This is a genomic window from Paraburkholderia sp. WC7.3g (assembly GCF_050436345.1).
Taxonomy (GTDB): Bacteria; Pseudomonadota; Gammaproteobacteria; order Burkholderiales; family Burkholderiaceae; genus Paraburkholderia; species Paraburkholderia podalyriae.
In genome coordinates, this window is record NZ_JBNDMA010000002.1 from 805,876 (window position 1) to 827,571 (window position 21,696).

Sequence of the window (21,696 nt, forward strand, 5' to 3'; positions counted from 1 at the left end):
GTTGCGGACAGCAATTTTCCGCGCCTATCATCGAGATAGGGAGAATGCATTCGAGTCTGCTTGCGAATGGAGAAACCGTCCCCAAATGGACAAAGCATTTGCTCTACAATCTTTTTTCTCCAGTCTGCGAGTGATCAATGGTTCCGCACCTAGTTACGGCGTTAAACGGCCCGCTGCTCGACCTCGAGCGGAAGATCCTCGACGCCACGCCCGCTATCGAACGCTGGTTCCGGCTCGAATGGCAGGAGCACACGCCGCCGTTCTACTGTTCCGTCGATCTGCGTAACGCGGGCTTCAAGCTCGCGCCGGTCGACACCAATCTGTTTCCCGGCGCATTCAATAACCTGCCGCAGGAAGTGCTGCCGCTCGCGGTGCAGGCCGCGATGGCCTCGATCGAAAAGATCTGCCCGGACGCGAAGAATCTGCTCGTCATTCCCGAGCGTCACACCCGCAACGCGTTCTACCTCGAAAACGTCGCCCGGCTTGCGTCGATCATGCGCCAGGCGGGTCTGAACGTACGCTTCGGCACGCTCGACGAAACCATCAACGGCCCGGTCACGATTGCGCTGTCGGACGGCCAGAAGCTGGTGCTCGAACCGCTCGAGCGCTCGCAGCGGCGCCTTGGTCTGAAGAACTTCGACCCGTGCTCGATCCTGCTGAACAACGATCTGTCCGGTGGCATTCCGCCCGTGCTCGAAAATCTGCACGAGCAATACCTGCTGCCGCCGCTGCATGCGGGCTGGGCGGTGCGTCGCAAGTCGACGCATTTCTCGTGTTATGACGACGTCGCGAAGAAGTTCGCGAAGATGGTCGAAATCGATCCTTGGATGATCAACCCGTACTTCGCGCACGTCGAGGGCGTCGACTTCCAGCAGCGCACCGGCGAGGAAGCCCTTGCCGATGCGATCGACGGCGTGTTGAAGAAGATCGCGCGCAAGTATCGCGAGTACGGCATCTCCGAAAAACCGTATGTCGTGATCAAGTCCGATGCGGGCACCTACGGCATGGGCGTGATGACCGTGCACGATGCGTCGGAAGTCGCCGCGCTCACGAAGCGCGAACGCACGCGCATGGCGGCGACCAAAGACGGCCTCGAAGTGCACGACGTGATCGTGCAGGAAGGCGTGTACACGTTCGAGCGCATCGGCGAGGAAGTTGCCGAGCCGGTCGTCTACATGATCGACCGCTATGTGGTGGGCGGCTTCTATCGCGTGCACGGCAGCCGCGAGCGCGACCAGAACCTGAACGCGCCGGGCATGCACTTCGTGCCGCTCGGCTTCGAACATACGGCGCTGCCCGATGCGCACGCCAAGCCCGGCGCGGCGCCGCCGAACCGCTTCTATATGTATGGCGTCGTGGCGCGGCTGGGGTTGCTGGCCGCATCGGTCGAACTCGAAAAGACCGATCCCGAAGCGATCCAGGTCTAAGCCAGCCCGCGCGGCAAGATGGCGGCACACGTGCCGCCATCGCCGTCTTCACAGACTATATTGACGAACAATGTCACGCCTGTCAGGGCGCACCGGAACCTTCATGGACATTCTTTTCATCGCCGATCCGCTCAACCATTTCAAGATCTACAAAGACACGACCTACGCGATGATGGCCGATGCGGCGCGGCGCGGTCACACGGTGTACACCTGCGAGCCGAAGCATCTGGCGTGGACGGGCGGCGATGTCGAGGCGAACGTGCAACGCATCGCGATCACCGGCGATACCACCGATCTGCATCGTGACGTGTGGTTCGCCGCCGATGCCGCGGCGCCGCGCGCGCTGGCGAGCTTCGGCGCGGTCGTGATGCGCAAGGACCCGCCGTTCGACATGGAATATGTGACGTCGACGTGGCTGCTCGAGCTGGCCGAGCGCGGCGGCGCGCGGATCTTCAACAAGCCGCAGGCGATTCGCGATCATTCGGAGAAGCTCGCGATCGGCGAGTTCGCGCAGTTCGTCGCGCCGACGCTGGTCACGCGCGACCCGGCGCGTCTGCGCGCGTTTCACGAACAGCACGGCGACGTGATTCTGAAGCCGCTCGACGGCATGGGCGGCATGGGCGTGTTCCGCGTGAAGGCGGACGGCATGAACCTGGGCTCGATCATCGAAATGCTGAGCCACGACGGCGCGCGCTCGGTGATGGCGCAGAAATTCATCCCCGAGATCAAGGAGGGTGACAAGCGCATTCTGCTGATCGGTGGCGAAGCGGTGCCGTACTCGCTCGCGCGTATTCCTCAGGGTAATGAGGTGCGTGGCAATCTGGCAGCCGGCGGGCTGGGAGTGGCGCGGCCGCTCAGCGGGCACGATCGCAAGATCGCCGATACCTTGGCGCCGGTGCTGGCGGCGCGTGGCTTGCTGCTGGTTGGGCTCGATGCGATCGGCGACTGGCTCACCGAAGTGAACGTCACGAGCCCGACGTGTTTCCGCGAGATCATGGACCAGACCGGCTTCGACGTCGCCGCCATGTTCGTCGACGCGCTGGAGCGCGCGGTCGGCTGACGCGTGGCCCTCGTGAGGCAGGTCGACGCGGCGGCCTTGATTGGCCGGTCCTACCCCCAATCTGTGTAGTAAACCCGCATCAGGCGCGCCGTCGGGATTGGCGCGAAAATGAGGCTGCTACAATGCCCGCTCGCCCGACGATGCATTCCCGCCCTCGCGATCCACGGCCGGTCGTGGGCGATGGCGAACCGGGCTCGAGTCCCGGTCCGCGGTTTGGGGCCGTTCTTTTGCAGTAAGGCTGACATGGCAGGCATTCTGATCATTGCGCACGCTCCATTCGCCACCGCGTTGCGCGATTGCATTTCCCACATCTATGGCGGTTTGCCGGCGCGTATCGGCGTGATCGACGTGTCGCCGGATTGCGATCCCACGCAGGTCGTTGCGTTTGCGAATTCGGAAGTCGCGCGGCTGAAGGAAGAGAACGGCGCGCTTGTGCTGACCGACATGTTCGGCGCGACGCCGGCCAACATCGCGGGCCGGCTCGCCAACGTGCCGGACGTGCGCGTGCTGTGCGGCGTCAATCTGCCGATGCTGGTGCGCGCGGTCTGCTATCGCGCCACGCCGCTCGACACGCTCGTCGACAAGGCGCTCGCCGGTGCGACCAAGGGTGTGCACGCGATCGGACCGGCGACGCCGGAAGCGGTCGCGTCGCCAGTCTGCTCGGCCGCTTGCCTGCCGGCGCTGCCACCCGACGCGGCGCCCGCCGATTGTGTTCCCGCGTTACCGCCCGATGCCGATCTGACGCAAAAGACGGACGCGCCCGGCCTGTAAATCGGGCTGGTTCGCAGGCAAGCTTTGACAGATTCAAACGGCTTCGCACTGGCTTCAATCGCATTGCAGCCGCTTTGTGGTTTCACCTTTCACCATTTCATTCACCCGCGCTTCGGACCATCACATGCTGCAACAGGAAACGACTATTGTGAACAAGCTGGGGCTGCACGCGCGCGCGTCGGCCAAGTTGACGCAACTCGCGGGCAACTACCAGGCGGAAATCTGGATGAGCCGCAATGGCCGTCGTATCAACGCGAAGAGCATCATGGGCGTGATGATGCTGGCCGCTGGCATCGGCAGTACCGTGCTGATCGAAACGGAAGGCGCCGACGAAAAGGAAGCGATGGACGCGCTGTTGAAACTGATCGCCGAAAAATTCGGCGAAGGTCAATAAAGCCGCGCGTTTTGCGATCGACGAAATGCCGCGGCTCAGTCCGCGGCTTTTTTTCGCAGCCGACATTTGAATATCAGATGAGGCGCCTGTTAATCGACATTGAAGGGATCTAGAAGCGGAGCGAAAGCCATCGGGAAAAGTGTGTAAGGCGACATGCGTTTTCAATGTTTAAACCATATATTTTGCGCGACGCGTATAAAGCGAAGCTTCGCTCGGTACGACGACACCTGAATACGATGATTCGTGCTGCGCTGCACACACCCCGAACATACATTACGAAGGCGCGGAATTTATAATGCCTGGTACAGTCTGAGAGCATTGCAGCGCTTTGCCGCGGCATCACACAACTAGAGGAGGTGCGCGTGTCATTCACGCTGCATGGAATTCCCGTGTCACGGGGTATCGCCATCGGGCGGGCCTATCTGATCGCCCCGGCAGCACTCGACGTAGACCACTATCTGATCGAACTTGCCCAGATCGAAGGGGAGATCGAGCGTTTTCGCGCGGCTCAGCAACGCGTGCATGAAGAACTCAACGTATTGCGCGCCGATCTCGCCGCCGATGCCCCTAGCGAAGTGGGCGCATTCATCGACGTTCATACGATGATCCTGAACGACGCCATGCTCGTGCAGGAAACCATCGACTTGATCCGCACGCGCCGCTACAACGTCGAATGGGCGCTGACCGAACAGCTCGAAAGACTGTCGCGCCATTTCGACACTATCGAAGACGAATACCTGCGCGAGCGCAAGGCCGACATCGAGCAGGTCGTCGAGCGCGTGTTGAAGGCACTCGCGGGCGCGCCGGGCATCGTCAACAACGTGCATGGCGCATGCGACGAGATGATCGTGGTCGCGCACGACATCGCGCCGGCCGACATGATGCAGTTCAAGACACAGACGTTCCAGGGCTTCGTCACCGATCTGGGCGGGCGCACGTCGCACACCGCGATCGTCGCGCGCAGCCTCGGCATTCCGGCCGCGGTCGGCGTGCAGCATGCGAGCGCGCTGATCCGCCAGGACGATCTGATCATCGTCGATGGCGACCACGGCATTGTGATCGTCGATCCCGCGCCGATCGTGCTCGAGGAATACTCGTACCGGCAAAGCGAGAAGGAGCTGGAGCAGCGCAAGCTGCAACGGCTCAAGTTCTCGCCGACGCAAACGCTGTGCGGCACGCGCATCGAACTGTGCGCGAACATCGAATTGCCGGACGACGCGCGCGCGGCGATCGAATCGGGCGCGACCGGCGTGGGTCTGTTCCGCACCGAGTTCCTGTTCATGAATCACAAGCACCGGATGCCCGAAGAGGAGGCGCAGTTCAGCGCATATCGTCGCGCGGTCGAGCTAATGAACGGCTTGCCGGTCACGATCCGCACGATCGACGTCGGCGCCGACAAGCCGCTCGATTCGATGGCCAGCAGCGACGGCTACGAGACCGCCGCGAATCCGGCGCTCGGTTTGCGAGCGATTCGCTGGAGCCTGTCCGAGCCGCAGATGTTCCTCACGCAGCTGCGCGCTATCCTGCGCGCGTCGGCATTCGGCAAGGTGAAGATCCTGATCCCGATGCTCGCGCACGCGCAGGAAATCGACCAGACGCTCGATCTGATCCGTGAAGCCAAGCGTCAACTCGACGACGCGGGTATCGCTTACGATCCGAACGTGCAGGTCGGCGCGATGATCGAGATTCCGGCCGCCGCGATCGCGTTGCCGCTGTTTCTGAAGCGGCTCGATTTTCTGTCGATCGGCACCAACGATCTGATTCAGTACACGCTCGCGATCGATCGCTCGGACAACGCGGTCGCGCATCTGTACGATCCGCTGCACCCGGCCGTGCTGCATCTGATCGCGTTCACGCTGCGCGAGGCGAAGCGCGCGGGCGTGCCCGTGTCGGTATGCGGTGAGATGGCGGGCGATCCGGCGTTGACGCGTCTGTTGCTCGGCATGGGCCTGACCGAGTTTTCGATGCATCCGAGCCAACTGCTCGAGGTTAAGCAGGAGGTACTGCGCTCGCATCTGAAGACGCTGGAGAAGCCGGTGGCCGATGTGCTGGCTTCGTTCGAGCCGGAAGAGGTGCAGGCGGCGCTCAAGCGGGTCGCGCTGGTTTGAACCCGAGGCGCTTCGTCGCGAGTAGCATGGAACCGCCTCAGGACCCGTGCGCGTGGCCGCACACCGGACAATCCAGCTGACGTCCGATGCGCATCGTGTTCCATTCCATCCGCAGCGAATCGAGCATCGTCAGGCGTCCCACGAGCGGCGTGCCGATTTCGCCGATCAACTTCAGCGCTTCGGCGGCCTGCATCGAACCGATGATGCCGACCGTCGGCGCGAACACGCCCATCGTCGAGCATGCGACTTCCTCGAACGGCTGGTCTTCGGGAAACACGCACGCGTAGCATGGCGACGCTTCGTTGCGGAAATCGAAAGTGCTGATCTGGCCGTCGAAGCGCAGCGCCGCGCCCGACACGAGCGGCACGCGATGCTTGACGCACGCGCGGTTGATCGCGTGACGCGTCGCGAAGTTGTCGGTGCAATCGAGCACGACATTGGCGTGCGGCACCTCGCGATCGAGCCACGCATCGTCGACGCGTTCGGCCACCGGATTGACGACGACCTCGGGATTGATCTGCGCGAGCAGGTCGCGCCCGGACTCGACCTTGCTGCGTCCAACCGACGCGCTCACGTGCAGGATCTGCCGCTGCAGATTGGTCAGGTCGACGGTATCTGCATCGACGAGTGTCAGACGGCCGACGCCCGCCGCCGCGAGATACAGCGCGACCGGCGAACCGAGCCCGCCCGCGCCGACGATGATTGCATGGGCGTCGATAAAACGCTGCTGCGCCTCGATGCCGATTTCGTCGACGAGGATATGGCGGGAGTAGCGAAGGAGTTGATCGTCATTCATGGCGGGCGCGTGAGTGTGTCGCTATGTCGCGCAGGGAGAGGCAGACCGGGGGTCCGCGGCGCGCATTCGTGGCTGTTATTTTAATCGCGCGGGGAGGGTGGCTGTTGCGGCTTGCCGTGAGACGCCGCCGGCTATGCGGCGGCCTTTGCCGAGACTCTTGCGGCGTGTCTTCGCAGGCTATCGTGCTGCGAAGACACGCGCGGTTCGTTGCTTATTTTCCAGCTTATTCTCGAACTTACTTGCCAGCGGGTGCCGGTGCCGAAGCCGGCGCCGGTCCCGATGCGCCCGGCACCGGTTGCGTCGGCTTCACCGCCACCGGCGCGGAGGCCGACGTGCCCGGCTTGTTCTGCGCGAGCCGGCGCTCCATCAGCGACTTGGATTCCTGAACCGGCTTGCCTTCGAGCTTGTCGACCGCCTGTTGCAACATGAAGTCGTCGGTCGAACCGAACTCGACCGGCTTGCGGTCGCGCTCCTTCTGACGCTGTTCCGGCGTCTTCTTGTCGTTCTGCTCTTCGAGCTGACGCAACTGATCCATGCGCTCCTGCTCGCGTTGCTCCGCTTCCTTCTTCTCGTTCGGGTCCTGCGTGTTCGCCAGGTGATTCGAGTAGTCGACCTCGCGGGTTACGAGCGCGTCGTCCGGATCGCCGTCCGCGTATTGATCGACCGGAAGGTCCGGGCGGATGCCCTTGTTCTGGATCGAACGGCCGCTCGGCGTGTAGTAATACGCGGTGGTCAGGCGCAACGCGGTGTCGGCCGTCATGGGACGCACGGTTTGCACCGAGCCTTTGCCGAACGTGGTCTTGCCGAGGATCAGTGCGCGGTGCTGATCCTGCAGCGCGCCCGCGACGATTTCCGACGCCGACGCCGAGTACGCATTGGTCAGTACGACCATCGGCACGGTCTTGAAGATGGCCGGGACGTCCTTGAGCGGATCGCTGTCGAACGATTGCAGGCGGTAGTTATCGTAGGTGTCGCGATAGATCTGCTTCGAATCCGGAATCTGACCGTTGGTCGACACCACCACCGAACTCGGCGGCAGGAACGCGCCCGCGACGCCGACCGCGCTCTGCAGCAAACCGCCGCCGTTGTTGCGCAGGTCGAGGATCAGGCCCTTCAGGTTCGGCTCCTGGCGCGCGAGATCCTGCAGCTTGGCCGCGAGGTCGGGCGTGGTGCGTTCCTGGAAGCTCGTGATGCGCACATACGCGAAGCCCGGCGCAACGATCTTGCCCTTCACGGACTGCACCTTGATGATCGCGCGTGTGACGGTGAGCGGGAACGTGCGGTCGTCGGTCTTGCGGAAGATGGTCAGCGTGACCTTGGTGCCCGGGTCGCCGCGCATCTGCTTGACCGCCTGGTCGAGCGTCATGCCGCGCACGGGCTTGTCGTTGATGCGCGTGATCAGGTCGCCCGGACGGATGCCGGCGCGGAACGCGGGCGTGTCTTCGATTGGCGAAATCACCTTGATCAGGCCGTCTTCCGACGAAATTTCGATGCCGAGGCCCGCGAAGCGGCCCTTGGTCTGCTCCTGCAGCTCTTCGTAGTCGGTCCTGTCGAGGTACGACGAGTGCGGGTCGAGGCTCGACACCATGCCCTTGATCGCTGCGGTGAGGAGCTTCTTGTCTTCGACCGGTTCGACGTATTCGTGCTTGATCTGCCCAAACACTTCGGCGAAAAGCCTGAGCTGGTCTAGCGGCAGCGGGGCGACCGCGGCGCTAGCGGGTTGCTGGGCCGAGGCGGAGTATTGCAGGGTGGCAAAAACACCGGTAGCAAGGCCCGCGGCAATCAGGCCGATATTTTTCAGGTTCTTTCGCATAGAGTCTGTTGCGGTCGGATGCGCGTGGCAGCGTCGATAAAGATTGGACGGACAAGTATAACTGCACACCCGCCTGCTCAGGGCGCGGTGCAGGCAATCGTGCTTCGACAGTACGGGAAGGCCCTGGTTCTTGCGATCCGGACAGCGGATGGCGAGCCGTGCGACATGACTCTCGGCGGCTCGAAACCGAGACCTGCCGCGCAAGACCTACGGATGCGGTCGCCGCCACGCTGACTCCTGCAGCGGCCCGACTCCGGCCACCGGGCGCAATACAGTATTTCTTGCCGGCCCGGTTGTCTGCGTGCGACCCCGCGCGTCTTGGTGGCGCGGGGCCGCGGCCGGCAACGCTCGATCAGCCCGCCTTGCCCTGGCTCGCGACCGCGGCTTGCGCCTTGGCGATCGCGTCCTGGTCGCCGAGATAGTAGTGCTTGATCGGCTTCAGGTTGTCGTCGAGTTCATAGACGAGCGGCACGCCGTTCGGAATGTTGAGGCCGACGATGTCGCTGTCCGAGATGTTGTCGAGGTATTTGACCAGCGCGCGAATCGAGTTGCCGTGCGCGGCGATCAGGATGCTGCGGCCCGACGTGATGGCCGGCGCGATCGACTCGTTCCACAGCGGCAGCACGCGCGCGACGGTGTCTTTCAGGCACTCGGTCAGCGGCAGCTGCTCGCGCGGCACCTTCGCGTAGCGCGGATCGGCATAGGGCGCGCGCTCGTCGGTCGGCTCGAGCGCGGGCGGCGGCGTGTCGTAGCTGCGGCGCCAGACCAGCACCTGCTCGTCGCCGAACTTCGCGGCGGTTTCGGCCTTGTTCAGACCCGACAGCGCGCCGTAGTGGCGTTCGTTCAGGCGCCACGAATGCACGACGGGCAGGTACATCAGATCCATCTGGTCCTGCACGTGCCACAGCGTGCGGATCGCGCGCTTGAGCACCGACGTGTAGGCGATGTCGAACGTGTAGCCCGCTTCCTTCAGCAGCACGCCCGCCTGCTGGGCCTCGAGATTGCCCTGCTCGGTGAGGTCGACGTCGACCCAGCCGGTGAAGCGGTTTTCCTTGTTCCACGTCGATTCGCCGTGGCGGATGAGAACGAGTTTGTACATGAGAATTGCCGGTCGGTAGTGAGGAAGCGGTCTCGCGCTGTGCGGCGCCTCTAGCGGCGCATCGCCATCGCATCAGACGGTTATTTTATAATGGTCAGGTTGACCTTTTCGATTTCTCTCTTTCCGGCGGATCCTCCGTGAAGTTTTTCACCGAATACACAAACCTTGTCCTGATCGCAATCGTCCTTATCTCCGGTGGATTGCTACTGTGGCCGACCATCACCCGGCGTGGACGCGGCGGCCTGTCGGCCGCTGAAGCCACCCAACTAATCAACCGGCGCAACGCGGCGGTCATCGATCTGCGGCCGTCCGCCGATTACGCCAAGGGGCACCTGCCCTCGGCGCGGCATTTCGAATTCGCGGAGTTGCAGGCGAAGGCCGCGCAACTCCCGAAGAACAAGAGCAACCCGGTGCTGCTGGTGTGCCAGACCGGCCAGCAGTCGAACAAGGCCGCGCGTATCGTGCAGGAAGCGGGATACGCGGAAGTCCATGTTCTCGAGGGCGGCGTCGACGCCTGGCAGAAAGCCGGTATGCCGGTTGTGAAACAAGGAGCAGCCAAGTGAACAAAGTGATCATGTACAGCACCCAGGTGTGCCCGTATTGCCAGATGGCCGAACGTCTTTTAAAGTCGCGCGGCGTCGAGCAGGTTGAGAAAGTACTGATCGACAAAGACCCGGCCCGTCGTGCGGAGATGATGACCAGGACCGGTCGTCGCACGGTGCCGCAGGTGTTCATCGGCGAGACGCATGTCGGCGGCTATGATGACCTTTCCGCGCTCGATCGCGCGGGCGGTCTGACGCCGCTGCTCGAAGCAGCCTGAGTTCGCGCGTTTCGCGCCGCGCGAGCGGGCGGACCACTCGATAAGCCGGCGCGTGCGCGCTCCTCGTGGAGCCGGCGGGCCGGCGCAATAATCTGGCGGCCCATGCGCACATCGGCCGCCGCCACGCATACCTATCAGGGAATCACCATCATGTCCGACGAGAATAACCAGCCGTTCTTCAACATCCAGCGCATCTATCTGAAGGACATGTCGCTCGAGCAGCCGAATTCGCCGGCGATCTTCCTCGAGCAGGAAATGCCGTCGGTCGAAGTCGAAGTCGACGTGAAGGCCGAGCGCCTCGCGGAATCCGTGTTCGAAATTCTCGTGACGGGCACGGTGACGGCCAAGGTGTCGGACAAGGTCGCGTTCCTGATCGAAGCGAAACAGGCCGGCATTTTTGACATTCGCAACATTCCTGCCGAGCAGATCGATCCGCTCGTCGGGATTGCATGCCCGACCATCCTGTTCCCGTACCTTCGCTCGAACATCGCCGATGCGATCACCCGCGCCGGCTTCCCGCCGATCCACCTCGCCGAGATCAACTTCCAGGCGCTGTACGAGCAGCGTCTCGCGCAAATGAGCGCGGCACAGCAGGACGGCGCGGCGCAAAAAGGCGTCACGCATTAAGGCGCCGCGCGCAGTGCCGGCTATGAAAGTCGCCGTTCTCGGCGCTGGCGCTTGGGGCACCGCCCTCGCCGGCCATCTGGCCTTAAGGCACGACACGGTGTTGTGGGCGCGCGAGTCCGCGCTCATCGCCGAGCTTTCCACTTCGCATCAAAACGCCCGCTATCTGGCGGGCGTCGCGTTGCCGCCCGCGCTTCGCTATGAAGCGGATCTCGGCGCGGCGCTCGATCACGCGCTCGCCGACGCTGCGCTATGCGTGATCGCGACGCCGGTCGCTGGCCTGCGCGGTCTGTTGCGCGCGATGCGCGACGCGGGCAAGGTGCCCGCGCATTTCGTGTGGCTATGCAAGGGGTTCGAAGCCGATTCGCAACTGCTGCCGCATCAGGCGGTCGTGGCGGAATTGCCCGAGCATGCGAGCAACGGCGTGTTGTCCGGACCGAGCTTCGCGCGCGAAGTCGGACAGGGGCTGCCGGTTGCGTTGACGATCGCGAGTTCGTCGGCGGCGTGCCGCGAACGCACGGTCGCGGCGTTCCATCACGGCGCGATGCGCATCTATACCGGCGACGACGTCGTCGGCGTCGAAGTGGGCGGCGCGGTGAAAAACGTGCTCGCCATCGCGACGGGCATCGCCGATGGCCTCGGCCTCGGCCTCAATGCACGCGCGGCGCTGATCACGCGCGGCCTCGCCGAAATGTCGCGTCTTGGCGTGACGCTCGGTGGCCGCGCGGAAACCTTTACCGGGCTCACCGGCCTCGGCGATCTGATTCTGACCGCTACCGGCGATCTGTCGCGCAACCGCACCGTGGGCCTGCAACTCGCCACGGGCCGCACGCTGGACGACATCCTCGGCGGCCTCGGTCACGTGGCCGAAGGAGTGCGCTGCGCGAAGGCGGTACTCGCGATCGCACGTGCTCATGCGATCGAAATGCCGATCACGCAAGCGGTCTGCGCGGTGCTGTTCGACGGCGTGGCGCCGCGCGATGCGGTCAGCGCGCTGCTGCGGCGCGATTCGAAGGCCGAATAAAGCCTTTTCCCTCAGCCGTTTAGCGCAAACTCGCGGTGAACGGCTGCCTCACCTGGCGGTCCACTTCGTAAACGACGCTCGGATCAGCGAGGTATCCATGCCCACTTTCAATCTCAGTCACGGCACGTGCATGCTTGAAGCGCGCGTGGTCGATATCACGACGCTGGCCGTCGATGCGATCGTCAATGCCGCGAATACTTCGCTGCTCGGCGGCGGCGGGGTCGATGGCGCGATTCATCGCGCGGCCGGCAACGAGCTGCTGCGCGAATGCGAAACGCTCGGCGGCTGCGCGACCGGCGACGCCAAAATGACCGCTGGCTATCGACTGCCCGCCAGGCATGTGATTCACGCGGTCGGTCCAGTGTGGCGCGGCGGCACGCATGGCGAGGCCGACCTGCTCGCTTCGTGCTATCAGCGCTCGCTCGAAGTCGCGCGCGACACGCATTGCACGAGCATCGCGTTTCCGGCGATCAGTTGCGGTATCTACCGTTTTCCCGCTGACGATGCGGTGAGCATCGCGGTCGCGACCGTGCTCGACACGTTGCCGCGCACACCGCGCATGAGGCACGTGACGTTCGCGTGCTTCGACGACGCGATGCTCGCGCGCTACGAGGCCGAGTTCGAACGCCGTCAGGCGCCGCCCTCGAAGCCGGCCTGACGCCATGCTTCGAACACCACGATCGCCACCGTGTTCGACAGATTCAGACTGCGATTGCCGGGACGCATCGGCAGACGCACGCGCTGTTGGTTTGGAAAGCGCTCGAGCACCGTGTAGGGCAGGCCGCGCGTTTCGGCGCCGAACACGAACCAGTCGCCCCGTTGAAACGCGTGGTCGTGAAAGCGCCCCGCGCCGCGGGTCGTGAATGCGAACATCCGCGACGGGTCCGGTGTTTCTTTTGCGACGAACGCGTGCCAATCGGCATGCACGTTCATTTCCGCATACTCGTGATAGTCGAGGCCGGCGCGCCGCATCTTCGTATCGTCGAGTGGAAAGCCGAGCGGCTCGATCAGGTGCAGCCGCGCGCCGGTGTTTGCGCACAGGCGAATCACGTTGCCGGTGTTCGGCGGAATTTCGGGTTCTACGAGAACGACGTTGAACATAAGGAGACCGCGTAAAAGCTAGTTTTTCGGAGTGCGCAGCGCGACGAAGTTGGTGACCCGCCGCGCGCCGGCGGCCTTCAGCGTATGCGCGAGCGCTTCGAGCGTCGCGCCGCTCGTCATGACATCGTCGACGATGCCGACATGCAGGCCGCGTACCGTGCGCGCGACCCGAAACGCGCGGCCGACGTTCTGCCGGCGCGCATCGAGATCGAGGCGCGATTGCGGCGCGGTGTCGAGCGGTCGTTCGAGCAGCGTCGCGTCGCTGGGCACGCGGAGCGCACGGGCGAGCGGCCGCGCGATCTGCCACGCCTGGTTGTAGCCGCGTTCGACGAGACGGCGACTCGCGAGCGGCACTGGCGCGATCACGTCGGGCCGTTCGGCCGCATCGTGCCAGTTGTCCTGAGCGAGCCGCGCGAGGCGTTGTGCGAAGTCGCGCCCGAGCATCAGCCGGGCGCGGAACTTCAGGCCGACCGCGAGCGTATCGAGCGGCGCGTGATAGTCGGCGAGCGCGAAGCTCGCGTCGAACGGCGGCGGCTCGGTCACGCAATCCGCGCAGCGATACCGCGCCTGAGCGACCCAGCGTGACGCCGGCAACGGCACCGCGCAAACGGTGCAGCGCAGGCGGCTCTCGTTCCAGTAGGCCGCGTCGCAACCGTCGCACAACGTGTTATGCGACAAATTGCCGCATAACGCGCACAGGTTCGGCAGCACGGCGTGCATGGCGCGCGGCCATGCCGAATGCAGACCGCGCGCAAAACGCGCCACCTGATTTCGACACGACGAAGAAAATGACTGGACTCGCACGAGTTGGTGCCGGTGAAAGCCGTTCACGCTGAATGGATGGGAGCGAACGAGTATACTTCGAGCTCACGCCAGCACGACACACATGTCCCCAACATCCGCTCAATCTGGCCGTCCGGCCTACGATTCACGGCGCCTCAGGCGTATTTTCGACCGTCGCGCCGCCACCTTCGACGAAGTTGCGTTCCTGCCGCGCGAGATTGCGCAGCGCATGCGCGAGCGTCTCGATTACATCAAGGTTTCGCCCGCGAGCGTGCTCGACGCCGGCTGCGGCGCGGGCGAGGACATCCCCGCATTGCGCGAACGCTTTCCCGAGGCGCCGGTTTTCGGCGCTGATCTGTCACACGGCATGCTGATGCGCGCGCTGCGCCACGATGCCGGCGACACCAGTTGGCGGCGCTTTCTTCCAGCCTCGCTGGGCAAAGCACTCGGCGCGCGCGGCCCGCGTTTCGCGCAAGCCGATTTCTCCGCGCTGCCATTCACGGCCGGCGCATTCGAATTCATCTGGTCCAACCTCGCGCTGCACTGGCACTCGCGGCCCGATCTCGTCTTTCCCGAATGGCAGCGCGTGCTGAAGGTCAGCGGCCTGCTGATGTTCAGCACGCTCGGCCCCGATACACTGAAGGAATTGCGCGGTGCGTACGCCGAGATCGAGGCCGCGCACGGCGTTGCGTCGCGCAGGCATGTGATCGACTTCGTCGACATGCATGATCTCGGCGATATGCTCGTCGAGGCCGGCTTCGAGATTCCGGTGATGGACCAGGAGACACTGACGATCACCTACAAGTCGCCCGAGTCGCTGCTCGCGGACGTGCGCCGCTGGGGCGCGTATCCGTTCGAGCGCGACACGCATGACGTCGCGCACGCGCGCCGCTTGCGCAAAGCTCTGCTCGCCGCGCTCGAAGCGCGCCGGCGCACCGACGGCACGATCGCGCTGACCTTCGAGGTGATCTACGGGCACGCATGGAAAGCCGTGCCGCGCACCACGGCCGAAGGACATGGCATCGTGCGGCTCGAGGACATCGGGCGAGGTCCGGCGAAGCGTGGGTAGCAGATTGCGGCGCTGTCATCAACTGCTTGCCGGGGGTCCGGTCGACGTGTTGCAAAAGCGGTAAGGAGGACATCCGTTATGCCTGGGATTTGCCCTTCCAGAGAGCTTCAAAATGCCGGGCAAAATGGCGCGAAGGCTTGTCGCGCCTGGCTTGTGAGCCGATCTGGGCTTGCTTGTCGATGCTATGGATCGCGCCTATAATGCGTCAGTTTGTCACCCGAGGTTCCCACATTTAGGGGTGACAAGCCCGAGACGCAGGGCTGCAAAATGAAGTGATGCGGTAGGAGTTGGCGCGGTCGTGAGTGGTGCTGACAGCAGCGACACGAGCGGCGGCCGCAAGATGCATCCGGAAGTAAAAGAAGGCAGGCCGGACGCGACGATTCGCAGGAGGCAGCGATGGGCGCATTAGATCATCTGCTGGCGGATTCTGAACCGGTCCTCAGGGACTGGACCATGAAGCGCAACTGCTCGATATCGCCGCGGCAGTTCGTTTGTCTGTACGTGTCGCTTGCGTTGTTCTCGTTGGCAATTGCTTTCATGCTGGTTCTGGTCGGAGCCTGGCTGGTGTTGCCGTTCACCGGAATCGACTTGCTGGCGGTAGGTATCGCGTTTGCAATATATGCGCGTCATGCTGTCGATTACGAGCGCATCCGGTTGTTTCCGAACCGGCTCGTGATCGAGCAGGTCAGCGCCGAGCAGATTACGCAGTTCGAATTCAATCCGCGCTGGGTGCGGATAGAGCCGGGCGCAACGCCGCGCGATCAGATCAAGCTGGTCTCGCGCGGGCAGACGGTCATGATCGGGCAACATCTCGCGCAGAATCGGCGCGCGCAGTTCGCAGGCGAACTGCGTATGTGGCTGGCACGTTGCTAGGTGGTGCCGGACACGCGGCGTTCAAGGGGGCGCGACACGCTGCCAGCGGGGTCGAGGGGTTTGAATGGAAAATTTGGGTAAGGAAGCTATGAAAACAATCAAGCGAGCGCTCATGAGCGTGCTGGCGACGAGCGGACTGCTTTTCGCCGGTGCCGCCCTGGCAGTGGGCGATGCTCCGGGCGGCCCCGCCGTCAACGCGATCAACCTCCAGCCGCCTGCAAGCAGAATCGCTGAGGAGATGTTCAGCCTCCACATGTTCATGCTGGGCCTTTGCACCGTGATTTTCATCGGTGTGTTCGGCGTGATGTTCTATTCGGTCTTCGCGCACCGCAAATCAAAAGGCCACAAGGCAGCCAATTTCCACGAAAGCACCACCGTCGAAATCATCTGGACGATTGTGCCGTTCATCATCGTCGTGCTGATGGCGCTGCCCGCCACCAGGACCGTCGTCGCGATGAAGGACACCTCGAACGCCGACCTCACGGTCAAGGTCACCGGCTACCAGTGGAAGTGGGGGTACGACTACGTGAAGGGTCCGGGCGAGGGCATCAGCTTCCTGTCCACACTCGCCACGCCGCGTGCGCAAACCGAAGGCCGCGAGCCGATCTCCACGCTGTATCTGCAGGAAGTCGACAACCCGCTCGTGGTCCCGGTCGACAAGAAAATCCGCATTATCACCACCGCCAACGACGTGGTCCACTCCTGGTACGTGCCGGCCTTCGGCGTGAAGCAGGACGCGATCCCCGGCTTCGTGCGCGACACGTGGTTCAAAGCTACCCGCACCGGCACGTTCCGCGGCTTCTGTACCGAACTGTGCGGCAAGGAACACGCGTTCATGCCGGTCGTCGTCGAGGTGCTGTCGGTCGACGACTACGCGAAGTGGGTCGACGAGCAGAAGAAGAAAATGGCCGCCGGCCAGGACGATCCGAACAAGACCTACACGATGGCCGAGCTGATGGAACGAGGCGGCAAGGTCTACTCGGCGAACTGCGCGGTCTGCCACCAGCCGACCGGCAAAGGCGTGGGCGCATTTCCGGCGCTCGACGGCAGCAAGATCGCCAACGGTCCGATGGGCCAGCACGTGAGCCTCGTGCTGAAGGGCAAGAATGCGATGCCTTCGTGGGCGCCGACGCTGAACGACGTCGAAATCGCTTCGGTGATCACGTACGAACGTAACTCGTGGGGCAACCACACGGGCGACATCCTGCAGCCGAAGCAGATCACTGACGCGCGCAACGGCAAGCTGCCGGAAGGCGGCGACCATCTGGCCAACGCGGGAGCCGCGGCAAGCGGCGCCGCTGCGGCATCGGGTGCGGAAGCGGCTTCCGCACCGGCTGCATCTGGCAACGACGCCGGCGCGGCTGCTTCGAATCACGCAGAGGCCACGCTACCGGCGAGCATCTACTTCGAGACTGGCAAGAGCACGCTGCCGGCCGACGCGAAAGCGGCGGTCGACGCGGCCGCCGCCTACGCGAAGGCGCACCCGGATGCAAAATTCACGCTGTCGGGCTTCACCGACGCAACCGGCTCCGCCGACGTCAACGCGAAGCTCGCGAAGGGTCGTGCCGAAGCCGTCCGTGACGCGCTCAAAGCAGCCGGCATTGCCGAAGACCATATTGTTTTGAAGAAGCCGGAAACGATCACGGGCGGCACCGACGCGAAGCAAGCCCGGCGTGTACAGATCAGCCCCGCAGCCTGACGTGTCATGGTCAGCACCGCAGAATTCGCTTTAGGAGATTGTCATGTCTAGCATCGGACACGATGTAGTCGCGGGCCACGAGCACGTGCACGGCGACCATGCCCACGAAACGCCGCATGGCTGGCGTCGTTGGCTGTTCGCAACCAACCACAAGGACATCGGTACGCTGTACCTGATCTTCTCGTTCACCATGTTCCTGTCCGGGGGCGTGATGGCGCTGATGATCCGTGCCGAACTGTTCGAGCCCGGTCTGCAAATCATGCGTCCCGAGTTCTTCAACCAGTTGACCACCATGCACGGGCTGATCATGGTGTTCGGCGCGATCATGCCGGCGTTCGTCGGCTTCGCGAACTGGATGGTGCCGCTGCAGATCGGCGCATCGGATATGGCTTTCGCGCGGATGAACAACTTCAGCTTCTGGCTGCTGCCGGTCGCCGCTGTCCTGCTAGTCGGCTCGTTCTTCGCACCGGGCGGCGCGACCGCCGCGGGCTGGACGCTGTACGCACCGCTGTCCACGCAGATGGGCCCGGGCATGGACTTCGCGATTTTCGCGATCCACCTGATGGGTGCGTCGTCGATCATGGGCGGTATCAACATCGTCGTGACGATCCTGAACATGCGCGCACCCGGCCTCACGCTGATGAAGATGCCGATGTTCGTATGGACCTGGCTGATCACCGCGTACCTGCTGATCGCCGTGATGCCGGTTCTCGCGGGCGCGATCACGATGGTGCTGTTCGATCGTCACTTCGGCACGTCGTTCTTCAACGCGGCAGGCGGCGGCGATCCGGTCATGTACCAGCACATCTTCTGGTTCTTCGGGCACCCCGAGGTGTACATCATGATCTTGCCGGCGTTCGGGATCGTGTCGCAGGTGATCCCGGCGTTCTCGCGCAAGCCGCTGTTCGGCTATAGCTCGATGGTGTACGCAACGGCATCGATCGCGATCCTGTCGTTCATGGTCTGGGCGCACCACATGTTCGTGACCGGCATGCCGGTGACAGGCCAGCTGTTCTTCATGTACGCGACGATGCTGATCGCGGTGCCGACCGGCGTGAAGGTGTTCAACTGGGTCGCGACGATGTGGCGCGGTTCGCTGTCGTTCGAAACGCCGATGCTGTTCGCGGTGGGCTTCCTGATCGTGTTCACGTTCGGCGGCCTGTCGGGTCTGATGCTCGCCATGGCGCCGCTCGACATCCAGTATCACGGTACTTATTTCGTCGTCGCGCACTTCCACTACGTTCTGGTCGCGGGGTCGCTGTTCGCGCTGTTCTCCGGCTGGTACTACTGGTCACCGAAGTGGACCGGCTGGATGTACAACGAAACGCGCGGCAAGATCCACTTCTGGGCGTCGATGTTCTTCTTCAACCTCGCGTTCCTGCCGATGCACTTCGTCGGTCTCGCCGGCATGCCGCGTCGTTATGCCGACTACCCGGCGCAGTTCACCGACTGGAACCAGGTGATCTCGATCGGCGCGTTCGGCTTTGGCCTTTCGCAGGTGTACTTCCTGTTCGCGGTGGCGCTGCCCGCCTACCGTGGAGGCGGCGAGCACGCAGAGGCGGGCGACAAGCCATGGGAAGGCGCAACGGGCCTCGAGTGGACCGTGCCGAGCCCGGCTCCGTTCCACACGTTCGAGCATCCGCCGACCGTCGAGTAAGCCTGTCCCGGCGAGGTGCCGGGCTCTGGCGGCGCGGCATGCGGCCACGGGAATCCGGCGCTTCGCGAGGCGGCCTCGCCAGTCAAGAACAGTATTCAGAAAGTCGAGCATGACGCGCAATCCACAGGAAAGACGTACGCCGGAGCAGATTCGCGCAGGCAACAGGCGGATAGGGCTCGTGATGTTCGCGATCGCCGCGGTGTTTTTCGCGAGCGCGATTCTGAAGCAGTACTGGTTCAGCTGACGCCGCGTTGGCAGTCTGTTTGCAGGTTTGGTGAGGATTCAGATGTCGACGCAACCGCCGGCCGGGACCGACCGCTCTTTCAACCGTTCGATGCTGATCAAGCTTTTCGTCGTCGCGTTGATGATGTTCGGTTTCGGTTTCGCGCTGGTGCCGATGTATCGCGCGATCTGCCAGATCACTGGCGTGAACAACCTCGTGCAGCGCGACGTGTCGGCGCGCGAGGCGAAGAATACGCAGGTCGACATGAGCCGCACGGTTTCGATCGAATTCGATGCGAACGCGCGCGGTCTGTTGGGTTTCAAGCCGGAGCAGCGCAGTCTCGACGTGCATCCGGGTGAAGTGACGACGGTCATGTACGACGTCAGCAACGAGCAGTCGCGCACGATCCGTGCGCAGGCCATTCCGAGCTACGCGCCGAAGCAGGCGACTGGGTACTTCAGGAAGATCGAGTGTTTCTGCTTCACGCAGCAGACGTTGAACGCGAACGAGACGAAGCGGATGCCGGTGGTGTTCGTGGTCGACCCGAAGTTGCCGAAGGACGTGAAGACGATCACGCTGTCGTACACGTTTTTCGAGTTGAACACGCCGGCGGCGGCGAGCGCGGATGATGCGGTGCCGAAGGCGAACCCAGCGGCAAATGCAGCGACCAGCGCGGCAGCTACGCCCGCGAGGCCGGCCTGAAGCAGATTTGATGGTGCGAGCCGCGGACTAAACGAGGAAGACGAAGCGAGATGAACGATAACGGCGGCAAACCGCGCAAGAGCAGTTTCGGTCAGTCGATGCGCGCGGTGTTATGGTCGTTTTTCGGCGTGCGCAAGCGCCGCGATCTCGAAGCGGACGCCACGCAGCTCAACCCGGTGCATGTGATCGTGGCGGCGCTGATCGGCGCGGCGGTTCTGATCGGGGTGCTAATTCTGATCGTGCGCCTCGTGGTCGGTTGACGCAGTGCCGGGGCACGGCAGCGGAGCGGAGCCCACGAATTAGAGAGAAGCGGTGCGGTATCGACGCGCCGCCGAAGATACAGCCGGAGATTCCGGAACAACTGGACTGAAGTGGAGAATCAAGAATGAGCGGTCAAAACGAGAGCCCGTACTATTTCGTACCGCATCCGTCGCGGCATCCGATCAGCGCCGCTACCGGGTTGCTGGTCATGCTCGGATCGCTTGCGGCCTGGATCAACGACCACACCTGGGCGCCGCTCGGCGTGCTCATCGGTCTGCTGTGGCTGCTCTTTACGCTGTGGCACTGGTTCGGCGACGCGATCGCCGAGTCGGAAGGCGGTATGTACGGCAAGAACGTCGACCGTTCGTATCGCTGGAGCATGAGCTGGTTCATCTTCTCTGAAGTGATGTTCTTCGGCGCATTCTTCGGCGCGCTGTTCTATGCCCGCGAAATCGCGCTGCATCAGCTCGGCAGTCTCGACTACAAGCTGATCTGGCCGGACTTCTCGGCGGTGTGGCCGAACAACGGTCCTGCCGAGCTCGTGGGCACCTACAAGTCGATGCAGCCGTGGCCGGTGCCGACCATCAACACGGCGCTGCTGCTGTCGTCGGGTGCGACGCTGACGGTGTCGCACCATGCGCTGCGCGACGACCATCGCAGGAAGGCGATCGCGTGGCTCGCGGCGACCCTCGTGCTGGGCGTGAGCTTCCTGTTCCTGCAGGGCTTCGAGTATTTCCACGCGTATAACGAGCTGAACCTGACGCTGTCTTCGGGCATCTACGGTTCGACGTTCTTCTTGCTGACTGGCTTCCACGGCTTTCACGTGTTCCTCGGCGGCACGATGCTCGCCGTCGTGTTGGCGCGCCTGATCCGCGGCCACTTCACGCCGGAACATCACTTCGCGTTCGAAGGCGCGGCCTGGTACTGGCACTTCGTCGACGTCGTGTGGCTCGGTCTGTACGTCGTCGTGTACTGGCTGTAACGCGCTCAAAACCGCGCGCCGCTCGTCGGCGCAGGCGTGCACGGAGCAGTATGCAAGGATCAACGCAGCGCCGCCCTCGATCTGTCAGGGCGGCGTTTTGTTTGGCGGCGAGAACATTTGCCGCGGACGGATGCGCCGCCGACCTTTCCGCGAGCGTCAGCGCCCGTACGGAATCCCGGTCGATTGAATCCAGCCCATCCAGTGCGCGAACAGGATGAACAGGAACAACGAGATCGACAGGCCCACCCGCGTGGCCAGCGACCAGACCATCCGCTTGGTCTTGCCTTTGTCGTGCATCATGAAATACAGCGCCGACACCATGCTGGCGATGATCAGAGCAAAGGCGATGGGAACGATAATGTGCATGGAACCAACTGAAACCGGAAAGCGCAGTGGCAAAACATTTATTA

Annotated in this window: 24 protein-coding genes; 18 read left to right on the top strand and 6 right to left on the bottom strand. The window is 63.4% G+C overall.

Going from position 1 to position 21,696, the window contains the following annotated elements; translation table 11 throughout:
- Positions 1–137 precede the first annotated feature (137 nt).
- The 5 genes from gshA (at position 138) to ptsP (ending at position 5,760) form a co-directional block, all read left to right on the top strand.
- The gene (gshA, locus tag OKW43_RS15240) at positions 138–1,427 is read left to right on the top strand and encodes a glutamate--cysteine ligase (protein WP_018434736.1); all 1,290 of its coding nucleotides are present in this window, start codon (positions 138–140) and stop codon (positions 1,425–1,427) included.
- 103 nt (positions 1,428–1,530) lie between these two features.
- Positions 1,531–2,487 (top strand): glutathione synthase, encoded by a 957-nt coding sequence (gene gshB, locus OKW43_RS15245; protein ID WP_187636932.1) that lies wholly within the window; start codon positions 1,531–1,533, stop codon positions 2,485–2,487.
- Between the two features lie 243 nt (positions 2,488–2,730).
- Complete coding sequence (locus OKW43_RS15250; RefSeq protein ID WP_187636931.1) at positions 2,731–3,258, top strand: PTS sugar transporter subunit IIA; 528 nt, start codon at positions 2,731–2,733, stop codon at positions 3,256–3,258.
- A gap of 124 nt (positions 3,259–3,382) precedes the next feature.
- Complete coding sequence (locus tag OKW43_RS15255) at positions 3,383–3,652, top strand: HPr family phosphocarrier protein (protein ID WP_187636930.1); 270 nt, start codon at positions 3,383–3,385, stop codon at positions 3,650–3,652.
- A 362-nt stretch (positions 3,653–4,014) separates the two neighbouring features.
- Positions 4,015–5,760: a phosphoenolpyruvate--protein phosphotransferase gene (ptsP, locus tag OKW43_RS15260; RefSeq protein WP_187636929.1), complete on the top strand. Its 1,746-nt coding sequence runs from the start codon at positions 4,015–4,017 to the stop codon at positions 5,758–5,760.
- A 37-nt stretch (positions 5,761–5,797) separates the two neighbouring features.
- Here the strand turns inward: ptsP and OKW43_RS15265 are convergent, their stop codons facing one another.
- The 3 genes from OKW43_RS15265 to gpmA form a co-directional block, all read right to left on the bottom strand.
- Positions 5,798–6,556: a HesA/MoeB/ThiF family protein gene (locus OKW43_RS15265; protein WP_187636928.1), complete on the bottom strand. Its 759-nt coding sequence runs from the start codon at positions 6,554–6,556 to the stop codon at positions 5,798–5,800.
- 235 nt (positions 6,557–6,791) lie between these two features.
- A complete protein-coding gene (locus tag OKW43_RS15270; protein WP_187636927.1) occupies positions 6,792–8,369 on the bottom strand; it encodes a S41 family peptidase in 1,578 nt (525 codons plus the stop codon).
- A 352-nt stretch (positions 8,370–8,721) separates the two neighbouring features.
- Positions 8,722–9,468 carry a 2,3-diphosphoglycerate-dependent phosphoglycerate mutase gene (gene gpmA, locus OKW43_RS15275; RefSeq protein ID WP_187636926.1) on the bottom strand — a complete coding sequence of 249 codons (747 nt, stop codon included), beginning with the start codon at positions 9,466–9,468 and terminating at the stop codon, positions 8,722–8,724.
- A gap of 137 nt (positions 9,469–9,605) precedes the next feature.
- On the opposite strand from gpmA, the gene OKW43_RS15280 reads away from it, so the two are divergent.
- The 5 genes from OKW43_RS15280 to OKW43_RS15300 all read left to right on the top strand — a co-directional run bounded on the left by OKW43_RS15280 (position 9,606) and on the right by OKW43_RS15300 (position 12,594).
- On the top strand, positions 9,606–10,031 hold the full coding sequence (locus OKW43_RS15280; protein ID WP_187636925.1) for a rhodanese-like domain-containing protein: 426 nt from the start codon (positions 9,606–9,608) through the stop codon (positions 10,029–10,031).
- Positions 10,028–10,288: a glutaredoxin 3 gene (gene grxC / locus OKW43_RS15285; protein WP_187636924.1), complete on the top strand. Its 261-nt coding sequence runs from the start codon at positions 10,028–10,030 to the stop codon at positions 10,286–10,288. The genes OKW43_RS15280 and grxC overlap by 4 nt, the downstream gene beginning before the upstream one ends.
- A gap of 150 nt (positions 10,289–10,438) precedes the next feature.
- Positions 10,439–10,915 carry a protein-export chaperone SecB gene (secB, locus tag OKW43_RS15290; protein WP_187636923.1) on the top strand — a complete coding sequence of 159 codons (477 nt, stop codon included), beginning with the start codon at positions 10,439–10,441 and terminating at the stop codon, positions 10,913–10,915.
- A 22-nt stretch (positions 10,916–10,937) separates the two neighbouring features.
- Positions 10,938–11,936, top strand: a complete 999-nt coding sequence (locus tag OKW43_RS15295; protein ID WP_187636922.1) for an NAD(P)H-dependent glycerol-3-phosphate dehydrogenase — start codon at positions 10,938–10,940, stop codon at positions 11,934–11,936.
- A gap of 97 nt (positions 11,937–12,033) precedes the next feature.
- A complete protein-coding gene (locus OKW43_RS15300; RefSeq protein ID WP_187636921.1) occupies positions 12,034–12,594 on the top strand; it encodes an O-acetyl-ADP-ribose deacetylase in 561 nt (186 codons plus the stop codon).
- Here OKW43_RS15300 and trmL read toward each other — a convergent pair.
- Positions 12,567–13,037 carry a tRNA (uridine(34)/cytosine(34)/5-carboxymethylaminomethyluridine(34)-2'-O)-methyltransferase TrmL gene (gene trmL / locus OKW43_RS15305; protein ID WP_187636920.1) on the bottom strand — a complete coding sequence of 157 codons (471 nt, stop codon included), beginning with the start codon at positions 13,035–13,037 and terminating at the stop codon, positions 12,567–12,569. The two genes, OKW43_RS15300 and trmL, sit on opposite strands and share 28 nt — an antisense overlap.
- Positions 13,038–13,055: 18 nt before the next feature.
- Positions 13,056–13,757: a ComF family protein gene (locus OKW43_RS15310; RefSeq protein WP_222945724.1), complete on the bottom strand. Its 702-nt coding sequence runs from the start codon at positions 13,755–13,757 to the stop codon at positions 13,056–13,058.
- Between the two features lie 166 nt (positions 13,758–13,923).
- Here OKW43_RS15310 and OKW43_RS15315 point away from each other — a divergent pair, with 166 nt between their 5' ends.
- The 8 genes from OKW43_RS15315 (at position 13,924) to OKW43_RS15350 (ending at position 21,286) form a co-directional block, all read left to right on the top strand.
- Positions 13,924–14,889 (top strand): methyltransferase domain-containing protein, encoded by a 966-nt coding sequence (locus OKW43_RS15315; RefSeq protein WP_187636918.1) that lies wholly within the window; start codon positions 13,924–13,926, stop codon positions 14,887–14,889.
- 396 nt (positions 14,890–15,285) lie between these two features.
- A complete protein-coding gene (locus OKW43_RS15320; protein WP_429448254.1) occupies positions 15,286–15,762 on the top strand; it encodes a DUF2244 domain-containing protein in 477 nt (158 codons plus the stop codon).
- Between the two features lie 64 nt (positions 15,763–15,826).
- Positions 15,827–17,461, top strand: coding sequence for a cytochrome c oxidase subunit II (gene coxB, locus OKW43_RS15325; protein ID WP_429448256.1), 1,635 nt, complete (start codon positions 15,827–15,829; stop codon positions 17,459–17,461).
- Positions 17,462–17,504: 43 nt separating this feature from the next.
- The gene (ctaD, locus tag OKW43_RS15330) at positions 17,505–19,118 is read left to right on the top strand and encodes a cytochrome c oxidase subunit I (RefSeq protein ID WP_187636915.1); all 1,614 of its coding nucleotides are present in this window, start codon (positions 17,505–17,507) and stop codon (positions 19,116–19,118) included.
- 109 nt (positions 19,119–19,227) lie between these two features.
- Positions 19,228–19,362 (top strand): cytochrome oxidase small assembly protein, encoded by a 135-nt coding sequence (locus tag OKW43_RS15335; RefSeq protein ID WP_222945723.1) that lies wholly within the window; start codon positions 19,228–19,230, stop codon positions 19,360–19,362.
- 42 nt (positions 19,363–19,404) lie between these two features.
- Complete coding sequence (locus OKW43_RS15340; RefSeq protein WP_429448258.1) at positions 19,405–20,043, top strand: cytochrome c oxidase assembly protein; 639 nt, start codon at positions 19,405–19,407, stop codon at positions 20,041–20,043.
- A gap of 50 nt (positions 20,044–20,093) precedes the next feature.
- Positions 20,094–20,303, top strand: a complete 210-nt coding sequence (locus OKW43_RS15345) for a DUF2970 domain-containing protein (protein WP_429448260.1) — start codon at positions 20,094–20,096, stop codon at positions 20,301–20,303.
- 125 nt (positions 20,304–20,428) lie between these two features.
- Complete coding sequence (locus OKW43_RS15350) at positions 20,429–21,286, top strand: cytochrome c oxidase subunit 3 (protein WP_429448262.1); 858 nt, start codon at positions 20,429–20,431, stop codon at positions 21,284–21,286.
- Positions 21,287–21,442: 156 nt separating this feature from the next.
- Here the strand turns inward: OKW43_RS15350 and OKW43_RS15355 are convergent, their stop codons facing one another.
- Complete coding sequence (locus OKW43_RS15355; protein WP_008921867.1) at positions 21,443–21,652, bottom strand: twin transmembrane helix small protein; 210 nt, start codon at positions 21,650–21,652, stop codon at positions 21,443–21,445.
- Between the last annotated feature and the right edge of the window lie 44 nt (positions 21,653–21,696).